23 protein-coding genes are annotated in these 25,029 nt (G+C 73.6%); 13 read left to right on the top strand and 10 right to left on the bottom strand.

Annotated features, from left to right (window positions below; all coding sequences use genetic code 11):
- Nucleotides 1-63: 63 nt before the first annotated feature.
- Both BM223_RS28330 and BM223_RS29730 read right to left on the bottom strand, forming a co-directional pair.
- Nucleotides 64-1,362 (bottom strand): WD40 repeat domain-containing protein, encoded by a 1,299-nt coding sequence (locus BM223_RS28330; protein ID WP_038677906.1) that lies wholly within the window; start codon nt 1,360-1,362, stop codon nt 64-66.
- A 138-nt stretch (nt 1,363-1,500) separates the two neighbouring features.
- Entirely contained in the window at nt 1,501-2,424 is a 924-nt protein-coding gene (locus BM223_RS29730; RefSeq protein ID WP_038677907.1) for a helix-turn-helix transcriptional regulator, read from the bottom strand.
- Nucleotides 2,425-2,497: 73 nt separating this feature from the next.
- Between BM223_RS29730 and BM223_RS10575 the strand changes: the two genes are divergently transcribed.
- The 3 genes from BM223_RS10575 to BM223_RS10565 are packed head-to-tail and all read left to right on the top strand — an operon-like array spanning nt 2,498 to nt 6,927.
- Entirely contained in the window at nt 2,498-2,926 is a 429-nt protein-coding gene (locus BM223_RS10575; RefSeq protein ID WP_038677908.1) for an anthrone oxygenase family protein, read from the top strand.
- 48 nt (nt 2,927-2,974) lie between these two features.
- Nucleotides 2,975-4,399: a 3' terminal RNA ribose 2'-O-methyltransferase Hen1 gene (locus BM223_RS10570; RefSeq protein ID WP_038677909.1), complete on the top strand. Its 1,425-nt coding sequence runs from the start codon at nt 2,975-2,977 to the stop codon at nt 4,397-4,399.
- Nucleotides 4,396-6,927, top strand: a complete 2,532-nt coding sequence (locus BM223_RS10565; protein ID WP_038677910.1) for a polynucleotide kinase-phosphatase — start codon at nt 4,396-4,398, stop codon at nt 6,925-6,927. The genes BM223_RS10570 and BM223_RS10565 overlap by 4 nt, the downstream gene beginning before the upstream one ends.
- 8 nt (nt 6,928-6,935) lie before the next feature.
- Here BM223_RS10565 and BM223_RS10560 read toward each other — a convergent pair whose 3' ends face one another.
- Nucleotides 6,936-7,922 (bottom strand): YeiH family protein, encoded by a 987-nt coding sequence (locus BM223_RS10560; protein WP_235319224.1) that lies wholly within the window; start codon nt 7,920-7,922, stop codon nt 6,936-6,938.
- A 71-nt stretch (nt 7,923-7,993) separates the two neighbouring features.
- Between BM223_RS10560 and BM223_RS10555 the strand changes: the two genes are divergently transcribed.
- Nucleotides 7,994-8,893: a LysR family transcriptional regulator gene (locus tag BM223_RS10555; protein WP_038677912.1), complete on the top strand. Its 900-nt coding sequence runs from the start codon at nt 7,994-7,996 to the stop codon at nt 8,891-8,893.
- A gap of 7 nt (nt 8,894-8,900) precedes the next feature.
- On the opposite strand, the gene BM223_RS10550 is transcribed toward BM223_RS10555, so the two are convergent.
- From BM223_RS10550 to BM223_RS10530, 5 genes are all read right to left on the bottom strand, one after another.
- Complete coding sequence (locus BM223_RS10550; RefSeq protein ID WP_052138420.1) at nt 8,901-10,526, bottom strand: GMC oxidoreductase; 1,626 nt, start codon at nt 10,524-10,526, stop codon at nt 8,901-8,903.
- A 113-nt stretch (nt 10,527-10,639) separates the two neighbouring features.
- Complete coding sequence (locus BM223_RS10545) at nt 10,640-11,191, bottom strand: HutD/Ves family protein (RefSeq protein ID WP_052138421.1); 552 nt, start codon at nt 11,189-11,191, stop codon at nt 10,640-10,642.
- An 84-nt stretch (nt 11,192-11,275) separates the two neighbouring features.
- A complete protein-coding gene (locus BM223_RS10540; protein WP_038677913.1) occupies nt 11,276-11,971 on the bottom strand; it encodes a lysoplasmalogenase in 696 nt (231 codons plus the stop codon).
- Between the two features lie 9 nt (nt 11,972-11,980).
- A complete protein-coding gene (locus BM223_RS10535; protein ID WP_038677914.1) occupies nt 11,981-12,436 on the bottom strand; it encodes an HNH endonuclease in 456 nt (151 codons plus the stop codon).
- 163 nt (nt 12,437-12,599) lie between these two features.
- Complete coding sequence (locus BM223_RS10530; RefSeq protein ID WP_038677915.1) at nt 12,600-13,757, bottom strand: PucR family transcriptional regulator; 1,158 nt, start codon at nt 13,755-13,757, stop codon at nt 12,600-12,602.
- 82 nt (nt 13,758-13,839) lie between these two features.
- On the opposite strand from BM223_RS10530, the gene BM223_RS10525 reads away from it, so the two are divergent.
- Both BM223_RS10525 and pruA read left to right on the top strand, forming a co-directional pair.
- Nucleotides 13,840-14,763 (top strand): proline dehydrogenase family protein, encoded by a 924-nt coding sequence (locus BM223_RS10525; RefSeq protein WP_038677916.1) that lies wholly within the window; start codon nt 13,840-13,842, stop codon nt 14,761-14,763.
- Between the two features lie 47 nt (nt 14,764-14,810).
- Entirely contained in the window at nt 14,811-16,448 is a 1,638-nt protein-coding gene (gene pruA, locus BM223_RS10520; RefSeq protein ID WP_038677917.1) for an L-glutamate gamma-semialdehyde dehydrogenase, read from the top strand.
- A 13-nt stretch (nt 16,449-16,461) separates the two neighbouring features.
- Here pruA and BM223_RS10515 read toward each other — a convergent pair whose 3' ends face one another.
- Both BM223_RS10515 and BM223_RS10510 read right to left on the bottom strand, forming a co-directional pair.
- Nucleotides 16,462-16,839, bottom strand: a complete 378-nt coding sequence (locus tag BM223_RS10515) for a VOC family protein (protein WP_038677918.1) — start codon at nt 16,837-16,839, stop codon at nt 16,462-16,464.
- Nucleotides 16,836-17,369 carry an MFS transporter gene (locus BM223_RS10510; RefSeq protein WP_052138422.1) on the bottom strand — a complete coding sequence of 178 codons (534 nt, stop codon included), beginning with the start codon at nt 17,367-17,369 and terminating at the stop codon, nt 16,836-16,838. The genes BM223_RS10515 and BM223_RS10510 overlap by 4 nt, the downstream gene beginning before the upstream one ends.
- 89 nt (nt 17,370-17,458) lie before the next feature.
- Here BM223_RS10510 and BM223_RS10505 point away from each other — a divergent pair, with 89 nt between their 5' ends.
- The 7 genes from BM223_RS10505 to BM223_RS10480 all read left to right on the top strand — a co-directional run bounded on the left by BM223_RS10505 (nt 17,459) and on the right by BM223_RS10480 (nt 24,961).
- A complete protein-coding gene (locus BM223_RS10505) occupies nt 17,459-18,325 on the top strand; it encodes a DUF6414 family protein (protein ID WP_038677920.1) in 867 nt (288 codons plus the stop codon).
- A 13-nt stretch (nt 18,326-18,338) separates the two neighbouring features.
- Nucleotides 18,339-18,545, top strand: a complete 207-nt coding sequence (locus tag BM223_RS28325; RefSeq protein WP_170222501.1) for a hypothetical protein — start codon at nt 18,339-18,341, stop codon at nt 18,543-18,545.
- Nucleotides 18,546-18,598: 53 nt separating this feature from the next.
- The gene (locus tag BM223_RS10500; protein WP_038677921.1) at nt 18,599-19,942 is read left to right on the top strand and encodes a serine hydrolase domain-containing protein; all 1,344 of its coding nucleotides are present in this window, start codon (nt 18,599-18,601) and stop codon (nt 19,940-19,942) included.
- Nucleotides 19,939-20,967 carry a dipeptidase gene (locus BM223_RS10495; RefSeq protein ID WP_038677922.1) on the top strand — a complete coding sequence of 343 codons (1,029 nt, stop codon included), beginning with the start codon at nt 19,939-19,941 and terminating at the stop codon, nt 20,965-20,967. Before BM223_RS10500 ends, BM223_RS10495 begins: the two co-directional genes overlap by 4 nt.
- Nucleotides 20,968-21,055: 88 nt before the next feature.
- The gene (locus BM223_RS10490) at nt 21,056-23,125 is read left to right on the top strand and encodes a dipeptide ABC transporter ATP-binding protein (protein WP_052138423.1); all 2,070 of its coding nucleotides are present in this window, start codon (nt 21,056-21,058) and stop codon (nt 23,123-23,125) included.
- A gap of 1 nt (nt 23,126) precedes the next feature.
- Nucleotides 23,127-24,077: an ABC transporter permease gene (locus BM223_RS10485; RefSeq protein ID WP_038677923.1), complete on the top strand. Its 951-nt coding sequence runs from the start codon at nt 23,127-23,129 to the stop codon at nt 24,075-24,077.
- Nucleotides 24,074-24,961 (top strand): ABC transporter permease, encoded by an 888-nt coding sequence (locus BM223_RS10480; RefSeq protein ID WP_082003611.1) that lies wholly within the window; start codon nt 24,074-24,076, stop codon nt 24,959-24,961. The genes BM223_RS10485 and BM223_RS10480 overlap by 4 nt, the downstream gene beginning before the upstream one ends.
- Nucleotides 24,962-25,029: the final 68 nt, after the last annotated feature.

Below are 25,029 nucleotides of genomic sequence, written 5' to 3'. Positions count from 1 at the left end.
GAGAGCGGGTGCCCCCGCGGTTCGCGGCGGGCAAGGCAGGGGTGGCAGGGGTGGTGGTGCGGGTCAGCGCCGCACCTTCAGCGGCGCGGTGGTGGCCGAGGCCGGGGTGTAGCCGGGGCGGCTCGCGGTGACGCGGACGCTCAGCCGCTTGCCCCGGTCGGCCTTCACGACGCGGTACGTGCGGCTCCGCGCGCCGGGGACCGGGCGGTTGTTGCGGTACCACTGGTAGGCGTACGTCGCCGGGGCCGGCGTCCACCCGCCGGTGCTCACCGCCAGCCGGCGGCCGGGCCTGGCCTTGCCGCTGACCTTCGGCCTCGCGGTCGCGGTGATCCGCTTCGCCGCGGGACGCTGGGTCGACAGCGCGGCGCGCGACCACGACGGCTGCGAGCCGCCGGGGATGGCGAGCGTGATGGAGGTGCATCCCTGGATGTCGCGGGCGATCTCGATGCCCTGGGGCTGCTCGATCGCCAGTGCGCTCCCGTCGGGTGCCCATGTGGGGTTCGTGATGCCGGAGCCGGTCTCGGTCCAGCACAGCGGCGTCGGCAGCGTCGGCCGGCCCGTGCGGGCGTCGCCGTTGACGGCGTACCAGATGATCTGCTGGCTGTCGCCGTACCCGCGGACCGCGGCGAGCAGCCGGCCGTCCGGGGACACCTCGCCGTTGCCGAGGTCGGTGTCGTTCGCGTAGAGCTCGGAGTCGTCGAACCAGTGGACCGCCTCGCCGTGGCCGAGGTCGTGCAGGTTCAGCTGGGAGAGGTAGCCGCCGGTGACGAGCGTCCGTCCGCCGGTCACCCACGACGGGTGCTCGAACGGCGTGGTGCCGTACTTCGCGGGCGGGCTCGTCGTGGTCGCGTCGGTGTAGCCGGTCACCGAGCGCCACGCGCAGCCGACGCCGACCGGGCAGGTGTACTGCGTGTAGGTGTAGGCGATCCGGCTGCCGTCGGGGGAGATCGCGGCCTCGGCGACGGTGCCGTCCATCGGCTGGCCCGCGGTGTTGACGAGGGCCGGCGGGTCGATGACGTTGAGGACGTTGCCCCACTGGTCCATCCGGTAGAGCAGCGGTCCGCGGGTCGCGACGACCACGCCCGTGCCGGACTGCGTCGGCGAGCGCCACGGGTTCCCGGCCGCGCCGCCGGTGGTGACCCGGCGCGCGGCCGAGCCGTCGCCCCGGGAGATCCACACGTCGTGGTTCTTGACGAACACGAGGGTGCCGGGCGGCGTGGCCGCGTCCGGCGCTGCCTGTGCCTGCGCCGGTGCGGCGAGGAGCGGCAGGCTCACCGGCAGCAGCGCCCCGGGCAGGGCGAGGAGGAGGCCGAGCGCGAGCGCGCGGCGCAGCCGTCGCCGCGGAGGTGGGACGGGGTGCATGGGGGTGCCTTTCGGTCGGCCATCCGGCGTCGTGCGGTGGATGTCCGACAGTGGCCCGGGCCGCTGGGCCCCGGTTGCAGCCCGGTTGGAGGAGCGCCGCCGCCGGGCTCCGGCGGCGCTCCAGCGGCCCGGGCGGCGTCAGCCGGCCAGCCCCAGCCGGTAGGTCGCCGGCGCGACGCCGTGCGCCCGCTTGAAGGCGGCACTCAGCGCGAACGGGCTCGCGTAGCCGACCCGCCCGGCGACCGCGGCGAGCGGCAGGTCGGTACCGGCGAGCAGGTCGGCGGCCAGTGCCAGGCGCCAGCGGGTGAGGTAGGTCAGCGGTGGCTCGCCGACGCTGCGCCCGAAACGGCGCGCGAGGGCGGCGCGGGAGAGACCGACGTGGGCGCCGAGGGAGGCGACCGTCCAGGGCAGCTCGGGATGTGCCTCGATCGCGGCGAGGGTGCGCGCGACGGCGGCGTCGGCCGGGAGGGCGGGCCCGTCGGCGAGCAGCGTGCGGACCGCCTTGACGAGGACGAGGTCGAGGAGCCGGTCGAGGACGACGGACTGGCCGGCGTCCGCACCCTCGAGCTCGGTGGCGAGCAGCGCCGTGAGGACCGGGTCGAAGCCGTGGAGCACGGCGCTCGGGGGCAGTCGCGAGAGCAGCAGCGCGCCGACCGAGGTCGCGTGCTCGTAGGTGCCGATCAGCAGGACCGTGGCGTCGTCCCGGTCGTGCTCGCGGGTGTTGCCCCAGGTCCGGACCCCGGTGAGCATCTCGTCCGGCAGCACCTGCCCCTCCGGGTCGACGCAGACCTGGCCGGGCAGGACCCGGATGCCGACGGGCCGCCCGGCCCGGTCCGCGAAGGAGTACGGCGCCGGGCCGCGCGCCAGCACGGCGTCCCCGGGCCCGAGGTCGTGGGCGACGCCGTCGTCCCCCGTGAACGCGGTGCGACCGCGGGCCACGACGACGACGCTGAGCGGCGCCTCGTCCTCGACCCCGATCGCCCACGCGCCGGCGAAGACCGCCTTGAGCAGGAACGCCCGCTGGGCGCGGGGGCCGTCGAGCAGCGCATCGATCGCGGTCATGGTGAGACGATCACACATGCCGATGCGCGTGACAAGCATTCCTGACGCTCACCCGCGCCACCAGGCTGGGGCCATGGACGAATCGATCCTCTACGGCGCCCGGCTGCTCAACGGCCTGCTCGCCGGCGTGTACGCCGCCTTCCTGCTCGCCGTCATGCCGGCCCTGCACGGCCTGCCCGACGACGTCTTCGCGCGGGTGATGAACCGGATCAACGAGGTCATCGTGAACCCGGCCTTCGTGCTGCTCTTCCTCGGCGCCCCGCTGCTCGCGGGCGTCCTGCTGCTGTGGGAGCGCGGTCCGCTCGCGATCGCCGCCGCGGTGTGCGCCCTCGCCGCGCTCGTCATCACCGTCGCCGCGAACGTGCCCCTCAACGACGCGCTCGCCGCCGGCGGCTCGCGCCAGGCGTTCGAGACGCCGTGGCTGGTCTGGCACAGCGTGCGGACGCTCGCGGCGACCGGGGCGTTCGTGCTGGTGGGGCTGGCCGGCCGGGCCGGCGGGTGACGCCGCAAACCGGGTGAACCGCGCGCGCCCACCAGGCAGGATGGCCCGGTGCTGCTGACGATCTCGACCACCCACCGCCCCGCGACGGACCTGGGCTTCCTGCTGCACAAGCACCCCGACCGGGTCCAGGAGTTCAGCCAGTCGTTCGGCACCGCGACGGTCTTCTACCCCGAGGCGAGCGACGAGCGCTGCACGGCGGCCCTGCTGCTCGAGGTCGACCCGGTGCGGCTCGCGCGGCGCTCGGGCAAGGGCAAGCACGGCAAGGGGACGCCGGACTTCAGCCTCGGGCAGTACGTCAACGACCGCTCCTACGCGGCCTCCTCGCTGTTCGGGGTGGCGCTGGCCGACGTCTTCAGCACGGCGCGCAGTGGGCGCTGCGTGGCGCGTCCCGAGCTCGCGGACACCGCGATCCCGCTCGAGCTGGCGATCCCGGCGCTGCCGTGCCGCGGCGGTGTGCCGATCGCGCGGCGGCTGTTCGAGCCGCTGGGCTGGACGGTCGCGGCCGAGCCGGTGCCGCTCGACGCGGGGTTCCCCGAGTGGGGCGACTCCCGCTACCTCGACCTCACGCTGACCGGCACGGTGCGGCTGGCCGACGCGTTGAGCCAGCTGCACGTGCTGCTGCCGGTGCTCGACGAGTCGAAGCACTACTGGCAGGGGCCCGACGAGGTCGACAAGCTGCTGCGCTCGGGCGCGGGCTGGCTGGCCGAGCACCCCGACCGCGAGCTCGTCGTCCGCCGCTACCTCGGACGCCGCGGTCGCCTGGTCGGCGTGGCGCTCGAGCGGCTGGCGGAGGTCGACGACGTCCTCGAGCCGGCCGGCGCCGAGACCGAGCCGGCGGACGTCGAGGAGGTGCGCGTCCCGCTCAACACCCGGCGGCACGAGGCCGTCCTCGCGCTGCTCGCGGAGATCCGGCCGCGCTCGGTCATCGACCTGGGCTGCGGGCCGGGCCGGCTGGTCGAGCGGCTCCTGGCGACCGAGGGGATCGCCCGGGTGGCCGGCTGCGACGTCTCCGCCCGGTCGCTGCAGGGCGCGGCCCGGCGGCTCCACGTCGACCGGATGACCGAGCGCCAGCAGGAGCGGCTGACGCTCTTCCAGAGCGCCCTGACGTACGACGACCCGCGGCTCGCCGGCTACGACGTGGCCGTGCTCATGGAGGTGATCGAGCACGTCGACCCGCCGCGCCTCGACGCGCTGGAGCGGGTGGTGCTCGGCAGCGCCCGTCCCGGGGTGCTCGTGGTGACCACGCCCAACCGCGAGTACAACGTGCGCTACGAGGGTCTGCGCGGGATGCGCCACCCCGACCACCGCTTCGAGTGGGACCGCGCCGAGCTCCGCGCCTGGGCCGAGCGGGTGGGGGCGGCGTACGGCTACACGGTCGAGCTCCGCGGCGTCGGTGACGACGACCCGGAGGTCGGGACGCCCACCCAGATGGCGATCCTGACCCGCACGAGCACCGACGGAGCGAGCCGATGACGACGCTGAACCTGCCCGAGCTGGGCCTCGTCGTGCTGGTCGGCGTCTCGGGCAGCGGCAAGTCGACGTTCGCGCGCGAGCACTTCAAGGCGACCGAGGTCGTCTCCAGCGACTTCTGCCGCGGGCTCGTCGCCGACGACGAGAACGACCAGGACGCGACGCCGGACGCCTTCGACGTGCTGCACTACATCGCCGGCACCCGGCTGCGCCGCGGTCTGCTGACGGTGGTCGACGCGACCAACGTCCAGCAGTCCGCGCGGGAGGAGCTGGTCCGGCTGGCCCGCAGCCACGACGTCCTCGTCGACGCGATCGTCCTCGACGTCCCAGAGAGCCTCGCCGTCGAGCGCAACCGCGGCCGCGCCGACCGCGACTTCGGCGACCACGTCGTGAAGCGCCAGGCGCGCGACCTGCGCCGGTCGCTGGGCCGGCTCCGCAAGGAGGGCTTCCGCCGCGTGCACGTGCTGCGCGGGGTCGACGAGATCGCCGCCGCGACGGTGGTCCGCGAGCCGTCGTGGAACGACCGGCGCACGCTGACCGGTCCCTTCGACCTGATCGGCGACGTGCACGGCTGCGCGTCCGAGCTGCGCACGCTGCTCACCGAGCTCGGGTGGGAGCTGGAGCACGACGGCGCGCAGGTCGTCGGGGCCCGGCACCCCGAAGGCCGGCAGGCGGTCTTCGTCGGCGACCTCGTCGACCGCGGGCCGGACACGCCCGGCGTGCTCCGGTTGGTGATGGGGATGGTTGAGGCCGGCACCGCGCTCTGCGTCGCGGGCAACCACGAGGCCAAGCTGGTGCGCGCGCTCAAGGGCGCGAACGTCAAGGTGGCGCACGGCCTGGCCGAGTCGCTGGCCCAGCTGGAGGCCGAGCCGGAGGACTTCCGGGCCCGGGCGCTGGCGTTCATGGACGGCCTCATCAGCCACTACGTGCTCGACGACGGCCGGCTCGTCGTCGCGCACGCCGGCCTCAAGGAGGCCTACCACGGCCGGTCGTCGGGCCGGGTCCGCGCGTTCGCGCTCTACGGCGACACCACCGGCGAGACCGACGAGCTCGGCCTGCCGGTGCGCTACCCGTGGGCCGACGAGTACCGCGGCCGGGCGATGGTCGTCTACGGCCACACGCCGGTGCCGCGGGCGGAGTGGGTCAACAACACGATCTGCCTCGACACCGGGGTCGTGTTCGGCGGCGAGCTGACGGCGCTGCGCTATCCCGAGCGCGAGGTCGTCGCGGTCGAGGCCGAGCAGCAGTGGTACGAGCCGGTCCGCCCGCTCGCCCCGGCCTCCCCGGACGCCGACCGCGAGCCGTCCGTGCTGCGCCTCGACGACGTCACCGGCACCCGCTGGATCGACAGTCCCCACGCGGGCAAGGTCAAGATCCCCGAGGAGAACGCGGCCGCGGCGCTCGAGGTGATGAGCCGGTTCGCGGTCGACCCGCGCTGGCTGGTCTACCTGCCGCCGACGATGTCGCCGGCCGCGACGTCGCGTCGCGAGGGCTGCCTCGAGCACCCCGAGCAGGCCTTCGACGAGTACGCCGGCTGGGGCGTCGAGCGGGTCGTGTGCGAGGAGAAGCACATGGGATCGCGCGCGATCGCCGTCGTGGCGCGGGATGCGGCCGTCGCCGAGCGACGCTTCGGCGTCGCCGACGGGACGACGGGCACGGTGTACACCCGCACCGGGCGGCCGTTCTTCGCCGGCGACCGCGCGGGCGCGCTCGTCGACCGGCTGCGGGAGGCCGTCGCGCCGCTCTTCGCCTCGCTCGACACCGACTGGCTGGCGCTCGACTGCGAGCTGCTGCCGTGGTCGGCCAAGGCCGGCGCGCTGATCCGCGACCAGTACGCCTCGGTCGGTGCGGCCGCCGGCGCGGCCCTGCCCGCTGCCGAGGCCGCCCTCGCCCGCGCGGCGGACCGGGGCCTGGACGTCGCCGCGCTCGCCGCCCGCACCGCCACCCGGACCCGCAACGCGGCGGCGTTCCGCGCTGCCTACGCGTCGTACTGCCGGCCGTCTGAGGGTCTCGACGGCGTCACGGTCGCGCCCTTCCAGGTGCTCGCCGCCGAGGGCCGGGCGCTCGCCGTCACCGAGCCCCACTCCTGGCACCTCGCCGAGCTCGGTCGCCTCGACCACCCGCTGATCACTCCCACGCGGCACCGGTACGTCGACCTCGGCTCGCCCGCCGACCGCGCCGCCGCCACGCAGTGGTGGGAGGAGCTCACGGCCTCCGGCGGCGAGGGGATGGTGGTCAAGCCGGCCGACGCGATCGACGCCGTCGACGCGCGCGGCCGGCGGGTGCAGCCGGGGCTGAAGGTCCGCGGGCGGGAGTACCTGCGGATCGTCTACGGTCCCGACTACACCGAGGCGCTCGACGTCCTGCGCGACCGGAGCCTCGGCAAGAAGCGCCAGCTCGCGCTCCGCGAGCACGGTCTCGGTCTCGACGCCCTGACTGGGTTCGTCGCCGGAGCGCCGCTGTGGCAGGTGCACGCGGCGGTCTTCGCGGTGCTGGCGCTGGAGTCCGAGCCGGTCGACCCGCGGCTGTAGGGGTCGGCCTAGCCGACGCCGACGAGCAGCGCGCCGCCGAGCCCCAGCGCGCCCACCCACAGCGTCGAGAACGCCGCCAGGACGAGGGGTGCGGCGCCGGCCGCGCGCAGCCGCCCGAGCCGGACCCCGCAGCCCAGCGCGAACATCGCGGCGGCGAGGAGCACGGTCTGCGCGGCCGCGGCGGTGTCGAGGACCCAGGCGGGCGGGGCGACCCAGGTGCGCAGCAGCACCAGCGCGAGGAAGCCGAGCACGAAGCCGGGGACCAGCGCGGGGCGCGCCCCGGTCGTCGTCCGGCGCTGCCACGAGACCCAGGCGACGACAGGGGCAAGGAGGAGCACCCGGCCGAGCTTGACCACGACCGCGACGCCCAGCGCGCCGCCGCCGACGACACCGCCCGCGGCGACGACCTGGGCGACCTCGTGCACCGAGGCGCCGGCCCAGATCCCCGCCGTGGCGGGGGAGAGGCCGAGGGCCGAGGTGACGAGCGGGATGACGCCGATCATCGCGGTCCCGAAGACGACGACGAGCGCGACGGCCGACGCCGTCTCGTCCTCGTCGGCCTCGACCACGCCGTCGACGGCGGCGACCGCGGCGGCGCCGCAGATCGAGAAGCCGCAGCCGATGAGAAGCCGGTGGCTCCAGGAGAGGCCGAGCCGGGCGCCGAGCGCCATGGTGACGGCGACTCCCGACGCCACGACGGCGAGCACGAGCGCGATCACCCCGGGCCCGAGGCCGGCGACCTGGCGCAGCGACAGCTGCAGCCCCAGCAGGACGACGCCCGCGCGCAGCAGGGTCCGCGCGGCGAACGCGATGCCGGGCGCGGTGCGCTCGGCCAGCCCCTCGTCCGCCGGCACCACGGCCGCCGCCACCACGCCGAGCGCGATCGCCACGAGCAGCGGGCTCGCCGCCGGCACCAGGCGGCCCAGCCCGAAGGCGAGGAGGGCAGGTGCCGCGCAGAAGGCGACACCGGGGGCGCGGAGGCGGGCTGTGGTCACGTGATCCAGCGTGGCCCGACGCAGGGCCGTGCAGTAGACGTCGATCCTGCATGGGGATATATCCTCCGGATATGCAGGACTGGCCCGAGCTCACCGCCCTCGAGCTGCTGGTCGCGGTCGCCGACCACGGCAGCGTCAGCGCCGGGGCGCGCGCGATCGACATGGCGCAGCCCAACGCGAGCCGCTCCCTGGCGCGCCTGGAGCGCGCCCTCGGGGTCGGCCTGCTCACCCGCTCGACCGCCGGGGCGCGGCTCACGCCGGCGGGCCTGGTCGTCGTCGACTGGGCGCGCGACGTCCTCGGGGCCGCGCGGACCCTCGTCGACGGCACGGCCGCGCTCGCCCACGCCGGCGGCACCGAGCTGCGGGTGTCCGCGAGCCAGACCGTCGCCGAGCACCTGCTCCCGGCCTGGCTGGCGGCGCTGCGCCAGCAGCATCCCGACGCGGCGGTGCTGCTCGAGGTGCACAACACCGCCGAGGTCGTCGCCGGCGTCCTCTCGGGCGCCTGCGACCTGGGCTTCGTGGAGGGCCCGCGTGCCCCGCGCGGCGTCCGGACGGCCGTCGTCGCGCGCGACGAGCTCGTCCTCGTCGTCGCCCCGGACCACCCGTGGACCCGTCGCCGCAGCCGGGTAAGCGCCGACGAGCTGGCCGCGACGGCGCTGCTGACCCGCGAGCCCGGCTCGGGCACCCGGGTCCGCCTCGACGACGAGCTGCGCGCCCGGACCGGCCGCCCGGCCGCCGCGCTGCAGGAGCTCGGCAGCAACGCCGCCGTCCGCGTGGCGGTGCAGGCCGGCGCCGGACCGGCCGTGCTGAGCCGGCTCTCGGTCGCCGACGCGCTCGCGTCCGGTGCGGTGCTGGAGGTCCCGCTCGACCTCGAGCTCGGCCGCGAGCTCCGGGCGGTGTGGACCGGGCCGCGGCGGCTGACCGGCATCGCTGCCGACCTCGTCGCCGTGGCCCGGTCGCACCCGGCCTGAGCGGCTCCTAGATGTCGTTGGCCAGGATGTTGTCGATGTTCCGCTCGGCCAGGGCCGTGATCGTGACGAACGGGTTGACCGTCGTGTTGCCGGGGATCAGCGCGCCGTCGATGACGTAGAGCCCGTTGTAGCCGTGCAGCCGGCCGTAGTTGTCGGTCGCCTTGTTGAGCACCGCACCGCCCAGCGGGTGGTAGGTGAGGCCGTCCTGCCAGACCTTGTAGGCACCGAAGAGGTCGGTCCGGTAGATCGTCCCCTCCTTGCTGTTGATCTTGTCGAAGATGGTCTTGGCCATGTTGATCGAGTCCTGCTTCCAGGCGGTCTGCCAGGAGAGGTCGACCTTGTTGGCGGCGGCGTTCCACGAGAACTCCGCGCGCCGGGTGGTGTTGGTGATCGACAGGTAGAGCGAGGCGTAGGTCTCGATGCCGGTCGGCAGCGGGGCGACCTCGGCGAAGGCACCACCGGCGTCCCAGTTGTCGATGCCCGAGCAGGGGATCGTCGACTGCAGCGAGCCGGTCGGGTCCCACATGTGGTTGGCGCGGCCGCACATGACGTTGCCGTTGTCGCCCCAGCCCTTCCCGATCTCGTTGTTCAGGGCGGGCAGCGAGCCGGTCGCCTTGAGCTTGGTCAGCAGCTTGCTGGTGCCGACGCTGCCGGCGGCGAAGAACACCTTGCCGGCGGTGACCGACTTGGTGCCGACGACATTGCCCGACGTGTCGAGCTGGTCGATCGACACGGTGTAGCCGCCGCCGCTCCTCGGCGCCACGGCGGTCACCTGGTGCAGCGTCGAGACGTTGACCCGCCCGGTCGCGAGCGCCTGGGCGAGATAGGTCTGCACGAGCGACTTCTTGCCGTGGTCGTTGCCGTACATGACCTGGCCGTCGAGCGCCGAGCGGGTGACCGTGCCGGCCTGCTCGGCCTTCATGTAGTTCCAGTCGTAGACGTCGGGGACGAACGTCCACGCGAAGCCGGAGCGCTGGGCGTGCTTGCGGCCGACCCGGGCGTACTTGTAGCACTCGGCGGTCTCGAACCAGGCCGGGTCGATCGAGCCGACCCCCAGGCCGGCGTTGGCCCGCGGGTAGTAGGTGGCGTACATCTCCGCCGCGTCCACCGAGGGCAGGATCGAGCTGAACCGCGACTGCTTCGGCGTGACTGCCATGCCGCCGTTGACGAGCGAGCCGCCGCCGACGCCGCGGCCCTGGTAGACGGTGATGCCCGCGAACTCCTCGGCGTCGAGGATGCCCGTGTACTTGGGGATGGTGGCGTCGATGGGGAAGCCGAAGAAGTTGCTCACCGGCGCCTTGGTCTTGGTGCGCAGCCAGTACGCACGCTTGTCGGGCGAGGTGACCTTCGCGAAGATCTTGCCGTCGGAGCCGGGGGTGTCCCACGACATGCCCATCTCGATCATCTCGACCTGGACGCCGGCCTGGGCCAGGCGGAGCGCGGCCACCGCGCCGCCGTACCCGGTGCCGATGACGAGCACGGGCACCGAGGCGCCGTTGCCGATGCTCGCGGCACGGGCCGGTGAGGCGAACGTCGGCAGGCCGACAGACGCGACGCCGGCGGCGGCGCCGGCACCGGCGAGGAACCCGCGCCGGGAGAACCGAGAGCCGCGGGGTTGGGGGGTGTGCGACATGTGACCTCCATCACAAGGGGCAGAATCAGAACATGTTCTACCTGCTTTGGTGAAGGGTCGTCACTACCTACTGAGAAGTAGGTACAGGTGTCCAGCCGAGTTCCGGACGGACGTCAGGCGATCCGCGCCAGCGCCACCCGGCCGTCGCCGGCGAGCAGCACCGGCTCGTCGGTCAGCGCCACGTCGCCGGCCCGCAGGGTCGCGCCGGAGGAACCGCACACGCGCACGCAGCCGCTGAGCACGACGACGACCAGCGGGGCCGCCGCGGCCAGGGGGAGCGCGGCGTCGTGGGAGTGGACCCGTCGTACCTGGAGGCTCGCGCTGGCCCGGCCGCGCCGGGTCATCACGTTGAGGTCGCGGGTCGGCCGGTCGACCGCGCACCGGACCGGCACGCCGCCGTCGAAGGCGAACGGCTCGTCCGGGCGGAGCACGTGCGTGCGGTCGGGAAGGGTCAGCTCCATCGCGGTGCCGTCGACGAGGGTGATGATCCGGTCGATGCCGGGGAACGCCGAGAAGTCGCTGCTCCGCTCGACGTCGGCGAGGCTCACCCGCCAGTCGAACGGGTCGGCGCCGTCGGGTCCGGTGGCGATCTCGGCGGTCACGCCCTCGCCGTTGGCCCACGGCTGGCGTCGGTGGTCGCGGTCGCGGCGCACGGTCAGGGACATGCGTCCACTCCAGCCGATCCGGCTACCTGCCGGAACGCCCGCGACCGGGTTGGTGTCTGGTATCCCAGACGTTGCCCGGACGGCTCAGCCGCGCCGGCCGGCCCGGGCCGCGCCCTCGGCGAGCAGCAGCTGGGCGCCCGTGTAGGTCGCCATCACCACCGACTCGAGCCGGGCCGGGGCGCTCGGGAGAAGGAAGGTCCGGGCGCCGAGCACGGCGTCCGAGGCGACGAAGAGCGCGCCGCCGGCAGCGGTGAGCACCCGGGCGTCGCGCGGCAGGGCGGGGTCGAGGTGCGAGGCCGCGGCGGCCATGCCCGACAGGAGCGCCGAGTAGCCGAGCACGGTCGCGCCCAGGCGCCGGTCGTGGCGCGCGGCCGCCGCGGCGACGACGGGTCCGCTCGCCGCCCAGGTCGCCGCGAAGCTGCGCGCGAGACGCCCCGCCCGCAACGGCGCACGACGGTCGCGGGCGCGCCGGAAGCCCGTCAGGTAGGCGACGTGGCCCAGCCCGAACGACGTCGCGCCCGCCGCGAACGCCCGCTCGCCCGCGCCGAGCAGCAGGACGTCGCCGCCCCACCCACCCGCCTGCGCGGCCAGCGTCGACGCGCGCAGCGGCGAGCCCTGGGCCCGCGGGTCGGTGGCGAGCGCCGCGCCCAGCGCCGGGAGCAGCAGGGGCTTGGTGACCCACCGCGCCCGGTGCGCCCACGGGCGCGCCGAGCCGGCGAGCGCGGTGTCGGTCGCGGCGAGGGCGGTGTAGGCGAGCTTGAGGCGGGTGGTCGTGCGCACCCGCCGACCCTAGAGCCGGACGGCCTGGCCCGCGGCCAATTGCGCCCGGGTCGGCTCGTAGGGCTGGACCAGCAGCCGCATCCCCGCCTCGGCCGGCGTCCGGTTGGCCTTGCGGCCGTTGCAGCTGCCGCACGCCGCGACGGTGTTGAGCCAGGTCCAGGTGCCGCCCCGGCTCTGGGGGAGCAGGTGGTCGATGGTCATCGCGTGCCGTCCGCAGTAGGCGCACCGGTGCCGGTCCCGCTTGAGCAGGTTGGTCCGCGAGTACGACGCCGGCCGGTACATCCACTTCGCCGCGACGTAGCGCACCAGCCGGATCACCCGCGGCCACGGGTGCGGCCCGATCATCCGGTCGTCGTGCGCCTCCTCGACGGTGGCGACCTCCCGGAACAGCATCCGCACGGCGTGCTGGAAGGTGACCGTGCCCAGCGGCTCGTAGGAGGCGTTCAGCAGCGTCACAGTGGTCATGGCCGCCGTCACCTCCTCGTTTCGTCACACGGTGCCAGTCGGATTCCTATTCCGTCCGCATTTCCGGTGAGCCACGAAGGCGTGAAGAGCAGGGGTCCTCTGCGCGAGGTTCCGACACCGTGAATGTACGTCGGCGGGCGGGCCCCGCTCCACCGGTTTGCCGTCAGGCGCCGGTGAGGAAGGGCGCGAGCTCGACCGCCAGGTGCAGGCGCAGCCGGTCCGTGCCCCGGGCCAGGTCGAGCCCGGTGGCCTCCTCGACCTGGCCCAGCCGGTGGTAGACGGTCTGCCGGTGGACGGCGAGCCGGGTCGCGGTGCGGGAGGCGCTCCCCGCCTCGTCGAGCCAGGTGCGCAGGGTGGTGAGGACGTCGGGCGGCGCCGCGTCGAGGAAGGTGCGCAGGTCGGGGGCGAGGACGGCGGCGGCGAGGTCGTCGTCCCGGGCGACGCCGAGGAGGGCGAGCGGCCCGAGGGTGGACCAGGCCACGACCGAGCCGGGTGGCCGGGTGCGGGCGACGCGGAGCGCGACCCGGGCGTCGCGGTGGGCGGCGGCGATCCGGTCGACGCCGCCGGCCACGGACCCGGTGGCGGCCCGGGTCACCCGGTCGAGCGCGTCGAGGCGCCGGCCCAGGCCGACGGCGGCGAGGAGGTCGTCGAGCCCGGTGGTGCCCGCCACCAGCTCGGCCCGGACGACGGCCGCGGCGACCCCGGTCGCGCCGGTGGCCGAGCGGACCCACACGACACCCGGGCGCGAGGGCCGGCTGGCGACCTGGTCGAGCAGCTCGGGACGCTCGACGAGCACGCAGGTGACCGGCTCGTCGAGGTCCAGGCCGGCGGTCTGGGCGAGGTCGACGGCCGAGGCGCGGGCCGCGAGCCGGCCGCCCTCGACGAGGTCGCGGAAGAGCGCGTCGCGGTGGGCCTGGCGGCGCTCGGCGACGTCGAGCAGCCGGGCCGCGGACTCCGCGATCCGGACCGCCTCGGGCCAGGTCGCCTCGTCGATGCGGCCTGCGGGGTCGATCAGCCAGAAGTAGCCGTGCACCCGGCCCAGGTGGCGTGCGGGCACGCAGAGCCGGCCGACGATCCCGAGGCCGGTGTCGGCCGGGGTGCGCAGCGGGCCGGGGGAGTCCTCGATGCCCAGCGCCCGGAACCACGCGCGCACGTCGTCGCTGGAGCGGCGCTCGAGGATGGAGCGCTCCCGGATCCAGTCGACGACGTCGTCGCCGCGGTGGTCGGAGAAGCCGATGAGGCGGAAGGCGGGGTCCTCGAGCGTGCAGGGCGCGTCGGTGAGCCGGGCCATGTCCTCGACCAGGTCGTCCAGCGTCGTCACTCGACAAGTGTCACACGTCCGGCGCCAAAGTGTGTGACAGGTGTCCGTTCCGTGTGACCGCGGACGCTCCTAGCGTGGAAGCATGCTCAGCCAGACCCTCAACCGCGCGGCCCGCAGCACGCGGGCCCGGCGCGCCGTCGAGTCGATCCCGCTCACCCGGCGCGTGGTCGACCGGTTCGTGCCCGGCGAGACGACCGCCGAGGCCGTCGCCGCCGCCCAGCGGATGGCCGCCACCGGACGCGCCGTCACCATCGACGTGCTCGGCGAGGACGTGCTCGACCTGGCCGGCGCGCGCGCGATGCGCGACGCCTACCTCGGCCTGCTCGACGCGCTCGCCGAGGCCGGCTGCGCGGCCGGGTCCGACGTCTCGCTCAAGCTCTCCGCGATGGGCCAGGCGCTGCCCGACGGCACCGCCATCGCCACCGAGCACGCCGCCGAGATCTGCGCGGCCGCTGCGGCCCTGGGCTGCACCGTCTCGCTCGACATGGAGGACCACACCACGGTCGACTCCACGCTCGCGATCGGCGCCGACCTGCGCCGCTCGTACCCGTTCGTCGGCAACGTGCTGCAGACCAACCTCTTCCGCACCCCCGGCGACATCACCGCGCTCGACGGCTCCGCCGCCCGGATCCGCCTGGTCAAGGGCGCCTACCGCGAGCCCGCCTCGGTCGCCCACCAGCGCAAGGCCGACGTCGACCGCGCCTACGAGCTCGCGATCGACGCGCTGATGACGTCCGACTCCTACCCGATGATCGCCACCCACGACCCGGCGATGCTCGACCGCGCCGTGCTGCGCGCCGGCGAGGCCGGCCGCACCGACGCGCAGTGGGAGGTGCAGATGCTCTACGGCGTCAGCCCCCAGCTCGAGCAGACCATCGTCGACGCCGGCCACCGGATGCGCGTCTACCTGCCCTACGGCACCGACTGGTACGGCTACTTCATGCGCCGCCTGGCCGAGCGCCCCGCCAACGTCGCCTTCTTCCTCCGCGCGCTCACCCGCCGCTGACCCGCTGACCCGCCGCCCGCCGCACCCCGATCGAGAGGACACCTGAGATGGACGCCATCACCACCCCGCCGGCCCCCGTCAACGAGCCGAACCTGACCTACGCCCCGGGCAGCGCCGAGCGCGACGCGCTCGTCGTCCAGCTCGACGCCCTCGGCGGGACGACGCGCCAGCTCGACGCGCACATCGGCGGCGAGAAGGTCGCCGGCGGCGGCGAGGAGATCGCCGTCGTCCAGCCGCACGCGCACCAGAAGGTGCTCGGCGTCCTGCGCAACAGCACCGCCGACGACGCGAAGAACGCGATCGCCGCGGCCCGCGAGGCCGCGCCGGGCTGGCGCGCGCTGCCGTTCGACGAGCGCGCTGCCGTGATCCTGCGCGCGGCCGAGCTGCTCGCCGGCCCGTGGCGCCAGAAGCTCAACGCGGCCACGGTGCTCGGCCAGTCGAAGACGTCGTTCCAGGCCGAGATCGACGCCGCCTGCGAGCTCATCGACTTCTGGCGCTTCAACGTCCACTTCGCCCGGCAGGTGCTCGGCGAGCAGCCGATCGCCAACAGCCCCGGCATCTGGAACCGCACCGACCACCGCCCGCTCGAGGGCTTCGTCTACGCGATCACCCCGTTCAACTTCACCGCCATCGCCGGCAACCTGCCCACCGCGCCGGCGCTCATGGGCAACACCGTGCTCTGGAAGCCGTCGCCCACCCAGCAGCTCGCCGCGTCGCTGACGATGGAGCTGCTCGAGGAGGCCGGGATGCCGCCGGGCGTCATCAACATGCTCCCCGGCGACGGCCTCGCTGTCTCCGAGGTCGCGCTGGCCCACCCCGACCTGGCCGGCATCCACTTCACCGGCTCGACGCCGACCTTCCAGAAGCTCTGGCACACCGTCGGCACGAACCTGCCGTCGTACCGGGGCTACCCGCGGCTCGTCGGCGAGACCGGCGGCAAGGACTTCGTCATCGCGCACCCGTCGGCCGACCCCGACGTGCTGCGCACGGCGCTGATCCGCGGCGCCTTCGAGTACTCCGGCCAGAAGTGCTCGGCCGCCTCGCGGGCCTACGTCCCCGCCTCGCTGTGGGCCCGGATGGGTGCCGACCTCGCGTCCCAGACCGACGCGCTGCTCGTCGGCGACCCGACCGACTTCGCGAACTTCACCGGAGCGGTCATCGACGCGCGGGCCTTCGCCAAGCACAAGGCCGCGATCGCCCGGGCCAAGGAGACCTCCGGACTGCAGATCGTCGCCGGCGGCGAGGTCGACGACAGCGTCGGCTACTTCGTGCGCCCGACCATCGTGGTCGCCGAGGACCCGGCCGACGAGATGTTCGCGACCGAGTACTTCGGGCCCATCCTCGTCGTCCACGTGTACGACGACAGCCGCCCCGGCGCGTTCGAGGAGATCGTCAAGCAGGCCGAGTCGGTGGCGCCCTACGCGCTCACCGGGTCGGTCCTCGCCACCGACCGCACCGCCATCGACTGGGCCAGCAACGAGCTGCGCTTCGCGGCGGGCAACTTCTACGTCAACGACAAGCCCACCGGCGCCGTCGTCGGCCAGCAGCCGTTCGGTGGTGCCCGCGCGTCCGGCACCAACGACAAGGCCGGCTCGGTGCTCAACCTGCTGCGCTGGACCTCGCCGCGCTCGATCAAGGAGACGCTGGTCCCGCCGACCGACCACCGCTACCCGCACATGGGCTGAGGCCCGCGGCGGCTCAGCCGCCGTAGGGGACGGTGATGATCTCGAGGTTGTGGTCGTCGGGCGCGGGCCAGTAGAGCCCGCGCCCGCCGTCGTGGTGGTTGACCCGGCCCGGCTCGCGCCGGAACGGGTCGGCCCAGAACGGCAGGCCGCGGGCGACGATCCGGTCGTGGATCGCGTCGAACTCGGCGTCGCCGACGAGGAAGGCGTAGTGCTGCGGCGTGATCGGCCCGGGCGCCGTCATCACGTCGAGGCTGACGCCGTTGCTGAGCTCGACGACGCGGAACGGCCCGTAGGTGCGGGCTTCTGGGAGCCCGAGCACGTCGGTGAGGAAGTCCGCGGTGGCGTCGCGGTCGCTCGCGTGGACGATCGTGTGGTTGAGGTCGATGCTCATCGGTCGGCTCCTTCTCGGTGCGAGGTGGGCAGCAGCAGGGCGGGGACGAGAGCGAGCCCGGCGACCGCGAGCGGCCACCAGAAGGTCGCCCCGAAAGCCTCTCCCGGCGCGGTGCTCCCGTCGAGGTGGTGCTGCAGGACGGTCGCGAAGACGGCTGTCGCGACGACGCCGCCGGTGCGCTGGGCGATGCTCATCGTGGTGGTGGCCCGGGCGATGGCGGACCGGTCGACCGCCGCGTACGCCGCCGCGCTCGTCGGCGCGAAGATGCAGCCCGCACCCAGGCCGATCACGAGCAGCGCCACGGCGAGGAAGACCTGCGACGGGTCGCTGCCGACCGTGGTGTAGCCGAGGAACCCGGCGCCGAGCAGCCCCACGCCGCCCAGGACGACGGCGCGACCGTGCCCGCGATCCACGAGCCGGCCGGTGAGGGCCATGGCGAGGGCAGCCCCGACACCTTGGGGCACGAGCAGCAGCCCGGTCGCGAGCTCGGACTCGCCCCGCGCGACCAGGTGGTAGAGCGGCAGCAGCACCTTTCATTTTTCTTGATAAGCCCGATGCTAACGCTCGGGCAATGTCACACTGTCCGAGGTGGGACTGACTGGATCTTCAGGGAGCTGTAATGGCGAACTATGAAAAGCCAAAGAAGCACTTGCATCGCGAGTTCTTGTACCTGAATCACGACACCATTGTGAACTCGCTGTCTGCGCTCGAGGCGGGGAAAATTGACGAGATTCTTCAGAAAGCGAATCAAGCCCGCGAGGGCGGCTTCTCTGCGGGCTTGGGAGCAGGGCCTGTGGAAGCAAGTGGCGGCCGGAAGAAGACCGCCAACATTGAAGAAGAAATGGTAAGAACGAGAACAATCTTCTCTGCTTTCGATGCGTGGTACAAGCATTTGGATGCCGAAGGCGCGTTTGGGCGACTCAAGGATTGGGATGAGGCCACCCGCAATAGTCTTGAAGTTGGCGATACGATCGAGTTCACGGCCAAGATCACCCTGGCGCCGCTGCATCTGCTGATCCGCTCCTTTCTGAGTTTTGCTACCGCGGCTGAGACTCCGGGCTCCTTCTTCCAGCAGAAGGGCGAAGAGTTGCGAGAGACGAAGACGTCGGCCCGTATCTTCCACACAATGCTCGGCGGCAAGGATGCGCCTAAGCACCTCCCGACCTATATGGCCCCGAATGGGGTCAGCGATCCAATGATCGTTGCGAGACTTGACGAGCAGTACTTGTTGGACCCGAAGGAAGATATGGGTGGCACGTATCGAGTCATTGGGCAAGTCGATAGCCTCTTGGAAGAAGGTGAGGAGTACTCCGCTATCCGTGTGATCAGGGACGTGCCTCCTACGCCGATGGAGATCAAGACCGTTTCCGAGGCGCTGAACGGTTTCATTGAACCTGCACTGGAGTTGGGAATCACGTTGTTGCCCGCAGATCTGACCTTCCCGGCGCCGGCCGTCATCCTTCGCCCGATCGCTGTCTACCGATAGGTGTACCCCGCGGGTGCCGATCCGTCGGTCAAGATGCCGCTGCTGGACGGTCGCCTCCGCGCTCGTCGGCACCACCCGCGCGATGACCCGCCAGGTCCAGGAAGCCGCCGCGGCCGGCACCGTCGACGCCCGGATGGCCCGCCGCCTCCTCGCCTCGGCCGGCGCCGCCCTCGACGTCATCGAGACCGGTTTGGCGGGGACGACGAAGCGCCGCGCCTGAGCCGGTGCGGTCCGACGAAGGCCGCACCGCCCGCACCGCCCTAGGCTGCGGCCATGCAGGGGACGGGCGAGTGGCTGGAGGAGCGGCTGCCGCGGCTCCTGGAGGAGTACGGCGTGCCCGCGGCCGCCGTCGCGATCGGGTACGGCGACCAGGTGGTCGATGCCGCCGCCGGGACGCTGAGCACCGCGACCGGCGTCGCGGCGACGACCGACGCGATCTTCCAGGTCGGCTCGGTGACCAAGGTGTTCACCGCGACGCTGGTCCAGCAGCTCGCCGACGAGGGTCTGGTCGACCTCGACCGGCCGGTGCGGACCTACGTCCCCGGCCTGCGGCTCGGTGACGAGGAGGCGGCGGCGTCGGTCACCGTGCGCCAGCTGCTGACCCACACCGCCGGTTTCGAGGGTGACGTGTTCACCGACACCGGCAAGGGCGACGACTGCCTGGAGCGGTACGTCGACCTGCTGGCCGGCGTACGCCAGCTGTTCCCGCCGGGCGAGCTGTGGTCGTACAACAACGCCGGATTCTGCGTCCTCGGGCGCCTGATCGCGCTCCTTCGCGGGAGGTCCTACGACGCGTGCCTGCGCGAGCAGCTGCTCGACCCGCTCGGCCTGACCCATGCGGCGACCGACCCCTACGAGGCGGTCCTGCACCGGGTCGCGGTGGGTCACGTCGCCACCGCGTCGGACGCGACCCTCCACCCGACGCCCACCTGGGCGCTCGCCCGCTCGAACGCCCCCGCGGGCTCGATGCTCGCGATGCGGGCCCGCGACCTCGTCGCCTTCGCGCAGCACCACCTGCGCACCCCGGCGCTGGCGGCGATGCGCGAGCCGCAGGTCGCACTGCCGGCCATCGGGCAGGGCGCGGCGTGGGGTGTGGGCTGGGAGATCTTCCAGCAGGAGCCGCTGATCGTCGGCCATGACGGCAACACGATCGGGCAGTCCGCCTTCCTGCGGCTGCTGCCCGACCACGACCTCGCGCTCGCGGTGCTCACCAACGGCGGCGACGGCAAGGGCCTGCACCGCGCGGTCGCCGGGTACGTGCTGCCCGCGCTCGTGGGCGTCGACCTGCCCGCCGCGCCCACCCCGCCGCGCGACAACCGGACGCCGGCCGACCCGGCCCGCTACGAGGGCACCTACGCCTCGGTCGTCGGCCGCAGCACCGTCGCCCGTGACGACGCCGGCCGGCTGTGGCTCCACCGCACGCCGCTGGGCGAGCTCGCCGAGATCGACGAGCCGCCGTACCGCACCGAGCTGGTGGCCTGGCAGGACGACGCCGACGTCCTCTGGCCGCTCACCCCCGAGGGCGGCGCGCACCAGCCGGCCGGCTTCCTCGGCGACGACGGCACCGGCCGGGCGGCGTACCTGCACACCGGACGCGCCGACCGGAGGATCCGGTGAACGAGCTGCACCGCCGCGCCGTCGTCGCCGACACCCACAACGACCTGCTCTGCGCCGTCGTCGCGCGGCCGGTCGAGCGCTGGGCCGGCTACTTCCGCGACCGGTGGCTGCCGCAGCTGCGCGCGGGCGGGGTCGACCTGCAGACGCTGCCGGTCTTCGTCGAGGACGCCTACCGGCCCGAGGGCGCGCTGCGGCGGACCCTCCGGATGGTCGAGGCCGCGCACCGGATCGCCGAGGGCAATGCCGACGCGGTCGCCCTCTGCCGCGACGGTGCCGAGATCGACGAGGCCCTCGCCGGCGGCAGGATCGCGCTCGTGCTGGCCCTGGAGAGCGCCCCCGGCGTGGGGGAGGACGTCGAGCTGCTGCACACGCTCTTCCGGCTCGGGGTGCGGGTCGCCTCGCTCGCCCACTTCGGCCGCACCGCGCTCGCCGACGGCAGCGGCGAGGACCAGACCGGCGGCCGGCTGACCAAGCCGGGCGCCGCCGCCGTCGCCGAGATGGAGCGTCTCGGCCTGCTCTACGACGTCAGCCACCTCGGGATCGCCGGCGTGGAGCACGTCCTGGAGCTCGCCACCCGCCCGGTGATCGCGACCCACTCGTCGGCCCGGGCGCTGTTCGACCACCACCGCAACCTCAGCGACGACCAGCTGCGCGCGATCGCGGCCGGCGGCGGGGTGGTGTGCGCCAACTTCTTCGCGCCCTTCCTGCACGCCTCGGACTACTCGATCGACCGCCTGGTCGACCACCTGGAGCACCTCGTGGGCGTGATGGGCGTGGCGCACGTCGGGCTCGGCCCGGACTTCCTCCAGGAGGTCCTCGCCGACACCACGCCGCCCTGCTGCGAGCCCGAGACGGTCGAGGGCGTGCCCGCCGACGCCTACCTGCCGGGCCTCGAGGGGCCGGCCGGGCTGCCGCTGCTCACCGACGCGCTGCTGGGCCGCGGCTGGGCGGAGGACGACGTGGTCGCCGTCCTCGGGGCGAACGTCCGGCGGCTCTACACGGCCGAGCTCGGCCGCCGCGCATGAGCGCCTTCGTCCTCGCCGACGAACCGCACCCCCCAGGTCGGGCGGGCTGCACCAACATCGCGGGTGACGCGCGTCGCACCATCGTGCCGTGGCCCTGGAGAGCAGCGTGGTGAGCATCGCCCCCGCCCCCGCGACCGAGCGGGTGCTGACCGTGAGCGACCTGTCGGTCGAGATCCGTCGCGGAGACCGCGTCGTCCGCCCGGTCTCCGGGGTGGACCTCGTGCTGCACCGCGGCGAGACGCTCGGCATCGTCGGCGAGACCGGCTCGGGCAAGTCGATGACCGGCCTGGCGATCATGGGGATGCTGCCCGCCGGCGGCCGGATCACCGGCGGCTCGATCACGTTCGGCGACACCGAGCTGGTCGGCCTCCCGCCTGCGCGCTACCGCGGCCTGCGCGGCAACGACATCGCCATGGTCTTCCAGGACTCGCTCACCTCGCTCAACCCGACCCGCCGGATCGGCGACCAGGTCGCCGAGCCGGTGCGGCTGCACGAGGGCCTGTCCCGGCGCGAGGCCCGCCGGCGTGCCGAGGAGATGCTCGCGCTGGTCGGCATCCCGCGCCCCTCCGAGCGGATGGACGACCACCCCCACCAGCTCTCCGGCGGGATGCGCCAGCGGGTGATGATCGCGATGGCACTGGTCTGCCAGCCGAAGGTGGTCATCGCCGACGAGCCGACGACCGCGCTCGACGTCACCATCCAAGCCGAGATCCTCGACCTGCTCGACGACCTGCGCGCCCGCCTCGGCATGGCGATGATCCTGGTCACCCACGACATGGGGGTGATCTCCCGGCACGCCGACCGCGTCGGCGTCATGTACGCCGGCCGGCTGGCCGAGACCGGCCCCACGCCGGCCCTCTTCGAGCGGACCCGGCACCGCTACACCCAGGCCCTGCTCGCCTCCATCCCGTCGCTGACCCACGACCGCGGCGAGGAGCTCTACAGCATCGGCGGCGCGCCGCCCGACCTCAGCGTGCACGACGTCGGCTGCGGCTTCGCCCCGCGCTGCGCCGCCGCCACCGACCGCTGCCGGGCCGAGCAGCCGCCGCTGGTCGCCGACGGGGCCGAGCCCGCGCACGCCTTCGCCTGCTGGCACCCCGCCGACGGCCCGGTCGAGCGGACGCCGGCCCGGCTCGCCGAGCGTCCCGCCGCCGTGGACGAGACCTCCGCCGCACCGCGGCTGCGGGTGGTCGACCTGCGCCGTGAGTACCCCGCCGGCAGCGACGGCTGGTTCGGCGGCCGGCGCACCGTCAAGGCGGTCTCCGGGGTCAGCTTCGACGTCGCGCCCGGCGAGACCTTCGGCCTGGTGGGGGAGTCCGGCTGCGGCAAGTCCACGCTGGGCCGGATGCTCGTCGCTCTCGACCGCCCGACCTCCGGCGAGGTCGTGTTCGACGGCGTCGCGGTGTCCGCCCTGCGCGGCCGCGAGCTGGGCGAGCGGCGGGCCCGGCTGCAGATGATGTTCCAGGACTCCAGCGCCGCGCTCGACCCGCGCATGCGCATCGGCGCGATCCTGCGCGAGCCGCTCGCCATCCAGGGGATCGGCACCCGGGCCGAGCGCACGGCGCGCGCCCGCGACCTGCTCGACGACGTGGGGCTGCCCGGCTCGGTGCTCGAGCGCTTCCCGCACGAGCTGTCCGGCGGCCAGCGCCAGCGCGTGGGCCTGGCCCGGGCGCTCGCCCTCGACCCGTCGGTGCTCGTCGCCGACGAGCCGGTCAGCGCGCTCGACGTCTCGATCCGCTCGCAGGTGCTCAACCTGATGCGCCGGATCCAGCGCGAGCGCGGGCTCAGCAGCATCGTCATCTCCCACGACCTCGCCGTCGTCCGCTACCTGTCCGACCGGGTCGGCGTCATGTACCTCGGCAAGCTGGTCGAGTCCGGCGCCGCCGAGGAGGTGTACGCCGCACCGGCGCACCCCTACACGGCGGGGCTCCTCGCCGCCGTACCTGGCGAGGAGGGGCCTGCCGAGGCCGACCGCGTCCCGCGGATCCACGGCGAGCTGCCCAGCCCCATCGACCCGCCGAGCGGCTGCCGCTTCCGCACCCGCTGCCCGCTCGCCACCGACCTGTGCGCCGAGGTCGAGCCGGTCCTCGAACCGGTCTCGCCCACCCACCAGGTCGCCTGCCACTTCCCCCTCCAGACCAAGGAAGGAGCCCGCTGACATGGCCTGGTACGTCCTCCGGAGGCTCGCCGTCTCGGTCCTGGTGCTGCTCGGCATCTCCGCCGTCGTCTTCTTCCTGCTGCACGTGGTCTCCGACAGCCCGGGCCGCGTCGTGCTCGGCCAGCGTGCCTCGCCCGAGGCCGTCGCCGACTTCAACCAGCGCCACGGCTTCGACCGGCCCGTGGTCGTGCAGTACGTCAGCTACCTCGGCCAGCTGCTCCAGGGCGACCTCGGCCGCTCGTACAAGCTCAACGAGAGCGTCGGCACGCTGCTCCAGCAGAACGCCGGACGCAGCGCGATGCTCTCGCTGGCGGGTCTGGTCCTGGCGCTCCTCGTCGCGATCCCGCTGGGCGTGCTGCAGGCGGTGCGCCGCAACAGCGTGGTCGACCGGGTCGCGACCGGCCTGGCGTACGTCCTCTACGCGACGCCCGCCTTCCTGCTCGGCCTGGTGCTGATCGCGGTGTTCAGCCAGCAGCTCGACCTGTTCCCGGCCGAGGCCTCGCAGTCGCACTCGCCGTGGGTCGTCTTCACCGATCCGCGCTCGATGGCGCTGCCGGTGATCACGATCGCCGCCACGAGCATCGCGATCTTCAGCCAGTACCAGCGCTCGTCGGCGCTCGACCAGCTCGGCCAGGACTACATCCGGGTCGCGCGTGCCAAGGGCCTGCCCGAGCGGCTGGTCGTCACCCGGCACCTGCTGCGCAACGCCTGCCTGCCGGTGATCACGCTCGTGGGCACGATGATCCCGGCCCTGCTGGCGGGCAACCTGATCGTGGAGTCGCTGTTCAACTACTCCGGGCTCGGGCTGCTCTTCCTCAACAGCCTGCAGCGCGAGGACTACCCCGTGCTGCTGGCCTACACGCTGATCGGCGGTGTGCTCACCGTCGTCGGCAACTTCGTCGCCGACATCGCGGTCGCCCTCGCCGACCGCAGGATCGAGCTCGCCTCATGACCGCCGTCGACAACGCGGGCGACCCGCCCGCCACCCTCCCGACGCCGACGTCCCTGCGCACGGTGCTGCGCCGGTTCCGGCACCACCCGCTCGGCCTGGTCGGGTTCGGGCTGCTGCTGCTCATCGTGGCGTTCTGCTACCTGGGCCCGGTGTTCTGGAAGACCAACCAGACCGACGTCAACCTGCTCGACGCCGCGCTGCCGCCCGGCCCCGGGCACCCGCTCGGCACCGACACCAACGGCTTCGACGTGCTCGGCAGGCTGATGGCCGGCGGCCAGGTGTCGCTCCAGATCGGCCTCCTGGCCGCACTCTTCGCCACCACCATCGGCACCCTGTACGGCGCCGTGGCCGGCCTCGCGGGCGGCGTGGTCGACGGCTTCATGATGCGCCTGGTCGACGTCCTGCTGTCGGTGCCGTTCCTGTTCTTCGTGCTCATCCTCTCCGCGCGCTTCCACGCCAACGCCTGGACCCTGGCGCTCGTCATCGGCGCCTTCTCGTGGCTGATCTCGGCCCGGCTCGTGCGCGGCGAAGTGCTCACCTTGCGGGTGCGAGAGTACGTCCTGGCCGCCAAGGTGATGGGCGCCTCGCGCCGCCGGATCATCCTGACCCACCTGATCCCCAACGCCATGGGCGTGATCATCGTCAACATCACCTTCCAGGTGGCCGACGCCGTCCTCGTCGTCGCCGCGCTGGGCTTCCTCGGCTTCGGCCTGACCTACCCGACGACCGACTGGGGGAGCCAGCTCGCCAGCGGGGTCACCTACATCTCCGCCGACTACTGGTGGCTGATCTACCCCGTCGGCGGCTGCATCATCCTCACCGTCCTCGCCCTCAACCTGCTCGCCGACGCCCTGCGCGACGCCGTGGGGCGCAAGGCCGACTAGGCCATGACCCGTCCGCGGGCGGCCCCTGTCCGGCCCGACCGACGTGCTCGCCAGGAATCGTCGGGCCG

Source organism: Pimelobacter simplex (assembly GCF_900114845.1).
Lineage (GTDB): Bacteria > Actinomycetota > Actinomycetes > Propionibacteriales > Nocardioidaceae > Nocardioides > Nocardioides simplex.
The sequence above is the reverse complement of the archived record's forward strand: the minus strand, read 5'-3'. Positions and strand labels throughout refer to the sequence as shown.

Excerpts from the sequence above, each read along its gene's own strand:
- BM223_RS29730 (WP_038677907.1), bottom strand. The coding sequence starts at position 2,424 with ATGACCGCGATCGATGCGCTGCTCGACGGCCCCCGCGCCCAGCGGGCG.
- BM223_RS10500 (WP_038677921.1), top strand. The coding sequence starts at position 18,599 with ATGCAGGGGACGGGCGAGTGGCTGGAGGAGCGGCTGCCGCGGCTCCTG.
- BM223_RS10545 (WP_052138421.1), bottom strand. The coding sequence starts at position 11,191 with ATGTCCCTGACCGTGCGCCGCGACCGCGACCACCGACGCCAGCCGTGG.
- BM223_RS28330 (WP_038677906.1), bottom strand. The coding sequence starts at position 1,362 with ATGCACCCCGTCCCACCTCCGCGGCGACGGCTGCGCCGCGCGCTCGCG.
- BM223_RS10480 (WP_082003611.1), top strand. The coding sequence starts at position 24,074 with ATGACCGCCGTCGACAACGCGGGCGACCCGCCCGCCACCCTCCCGACG.
- BM223_RS10555 (WP_038677912.1), top strand. The coding sequence starts at position 7,994 with ATGCAGGACTGGCCCGAGCTCACCGCCCTCGAGCTGCTGGTCGCGGTC.
- BM223_RS10565 (WP_038677910.1), top strand. The coding sequence starts at position 4,396 with ATGACGACGCTGAACCTGCCCGAGCTGGGCCTCGTCGTGCTGGTCGGC.
- BM223_RS10535 (WP_038677914.1), bottom strand. The coding sequence starts at position 12,436 with ATGACCACTGTGACGCTGCTGAACGCCTCCTACGAGCCGCTGGGCACG.
- BM223_RS10575 (WP_038677908.1), top strand. The coding sequence starts at position 2,498 with ATGGACGAATCGATCCTCTACGGCGCCCGGCTGCTCAACGGCCTGCTC.
- BM223_RS10550 (WP_052138420.1), bottom strand. The coding sequence starts at position 10,526 with ATGTCGCACACCCCCCAACCCCGCGGCTCTCGGTTCTCCCGGCGCGGG.
- BM223_RS10525 (WP_038677916.1), top strand. The coding sequence starts at position 13,840 with ATGCTCAGCCAGACCCTCAACCGCGCGGCCCGCAGCACGCGGGCCCGG.
- pruA (WP_038677917.1), top strand. The coding sequence starts at position 14,811 with ATGGACGCCATCACCACCCCGCCGGCCCCCGTCAACGAGCCGAACCTG.
- BM223_RS10505 (WP_038677920.1), top strand. The coding sequence starts at position 17,459 with ATGGCGAACTATGAAAAGCCAAAGAAGCACTTGCATCGCGAGTTCTTG.
- BM223_RS10515 (WP_038677918.1), bottom strand. The coding sequence starts at position 16,839 with ATGAGCATCGACCTCAACCACACGATCGTCCACGCGAGCGACCGCGAC.
- BM223_RS10485 (WP_038677923.1), top strand. The coding sequence starts at position 23,127 with ATGGCCTGGTACGTCCTCCGGAGGCTCGCCGTCTCGGTCCTGGTGCTG.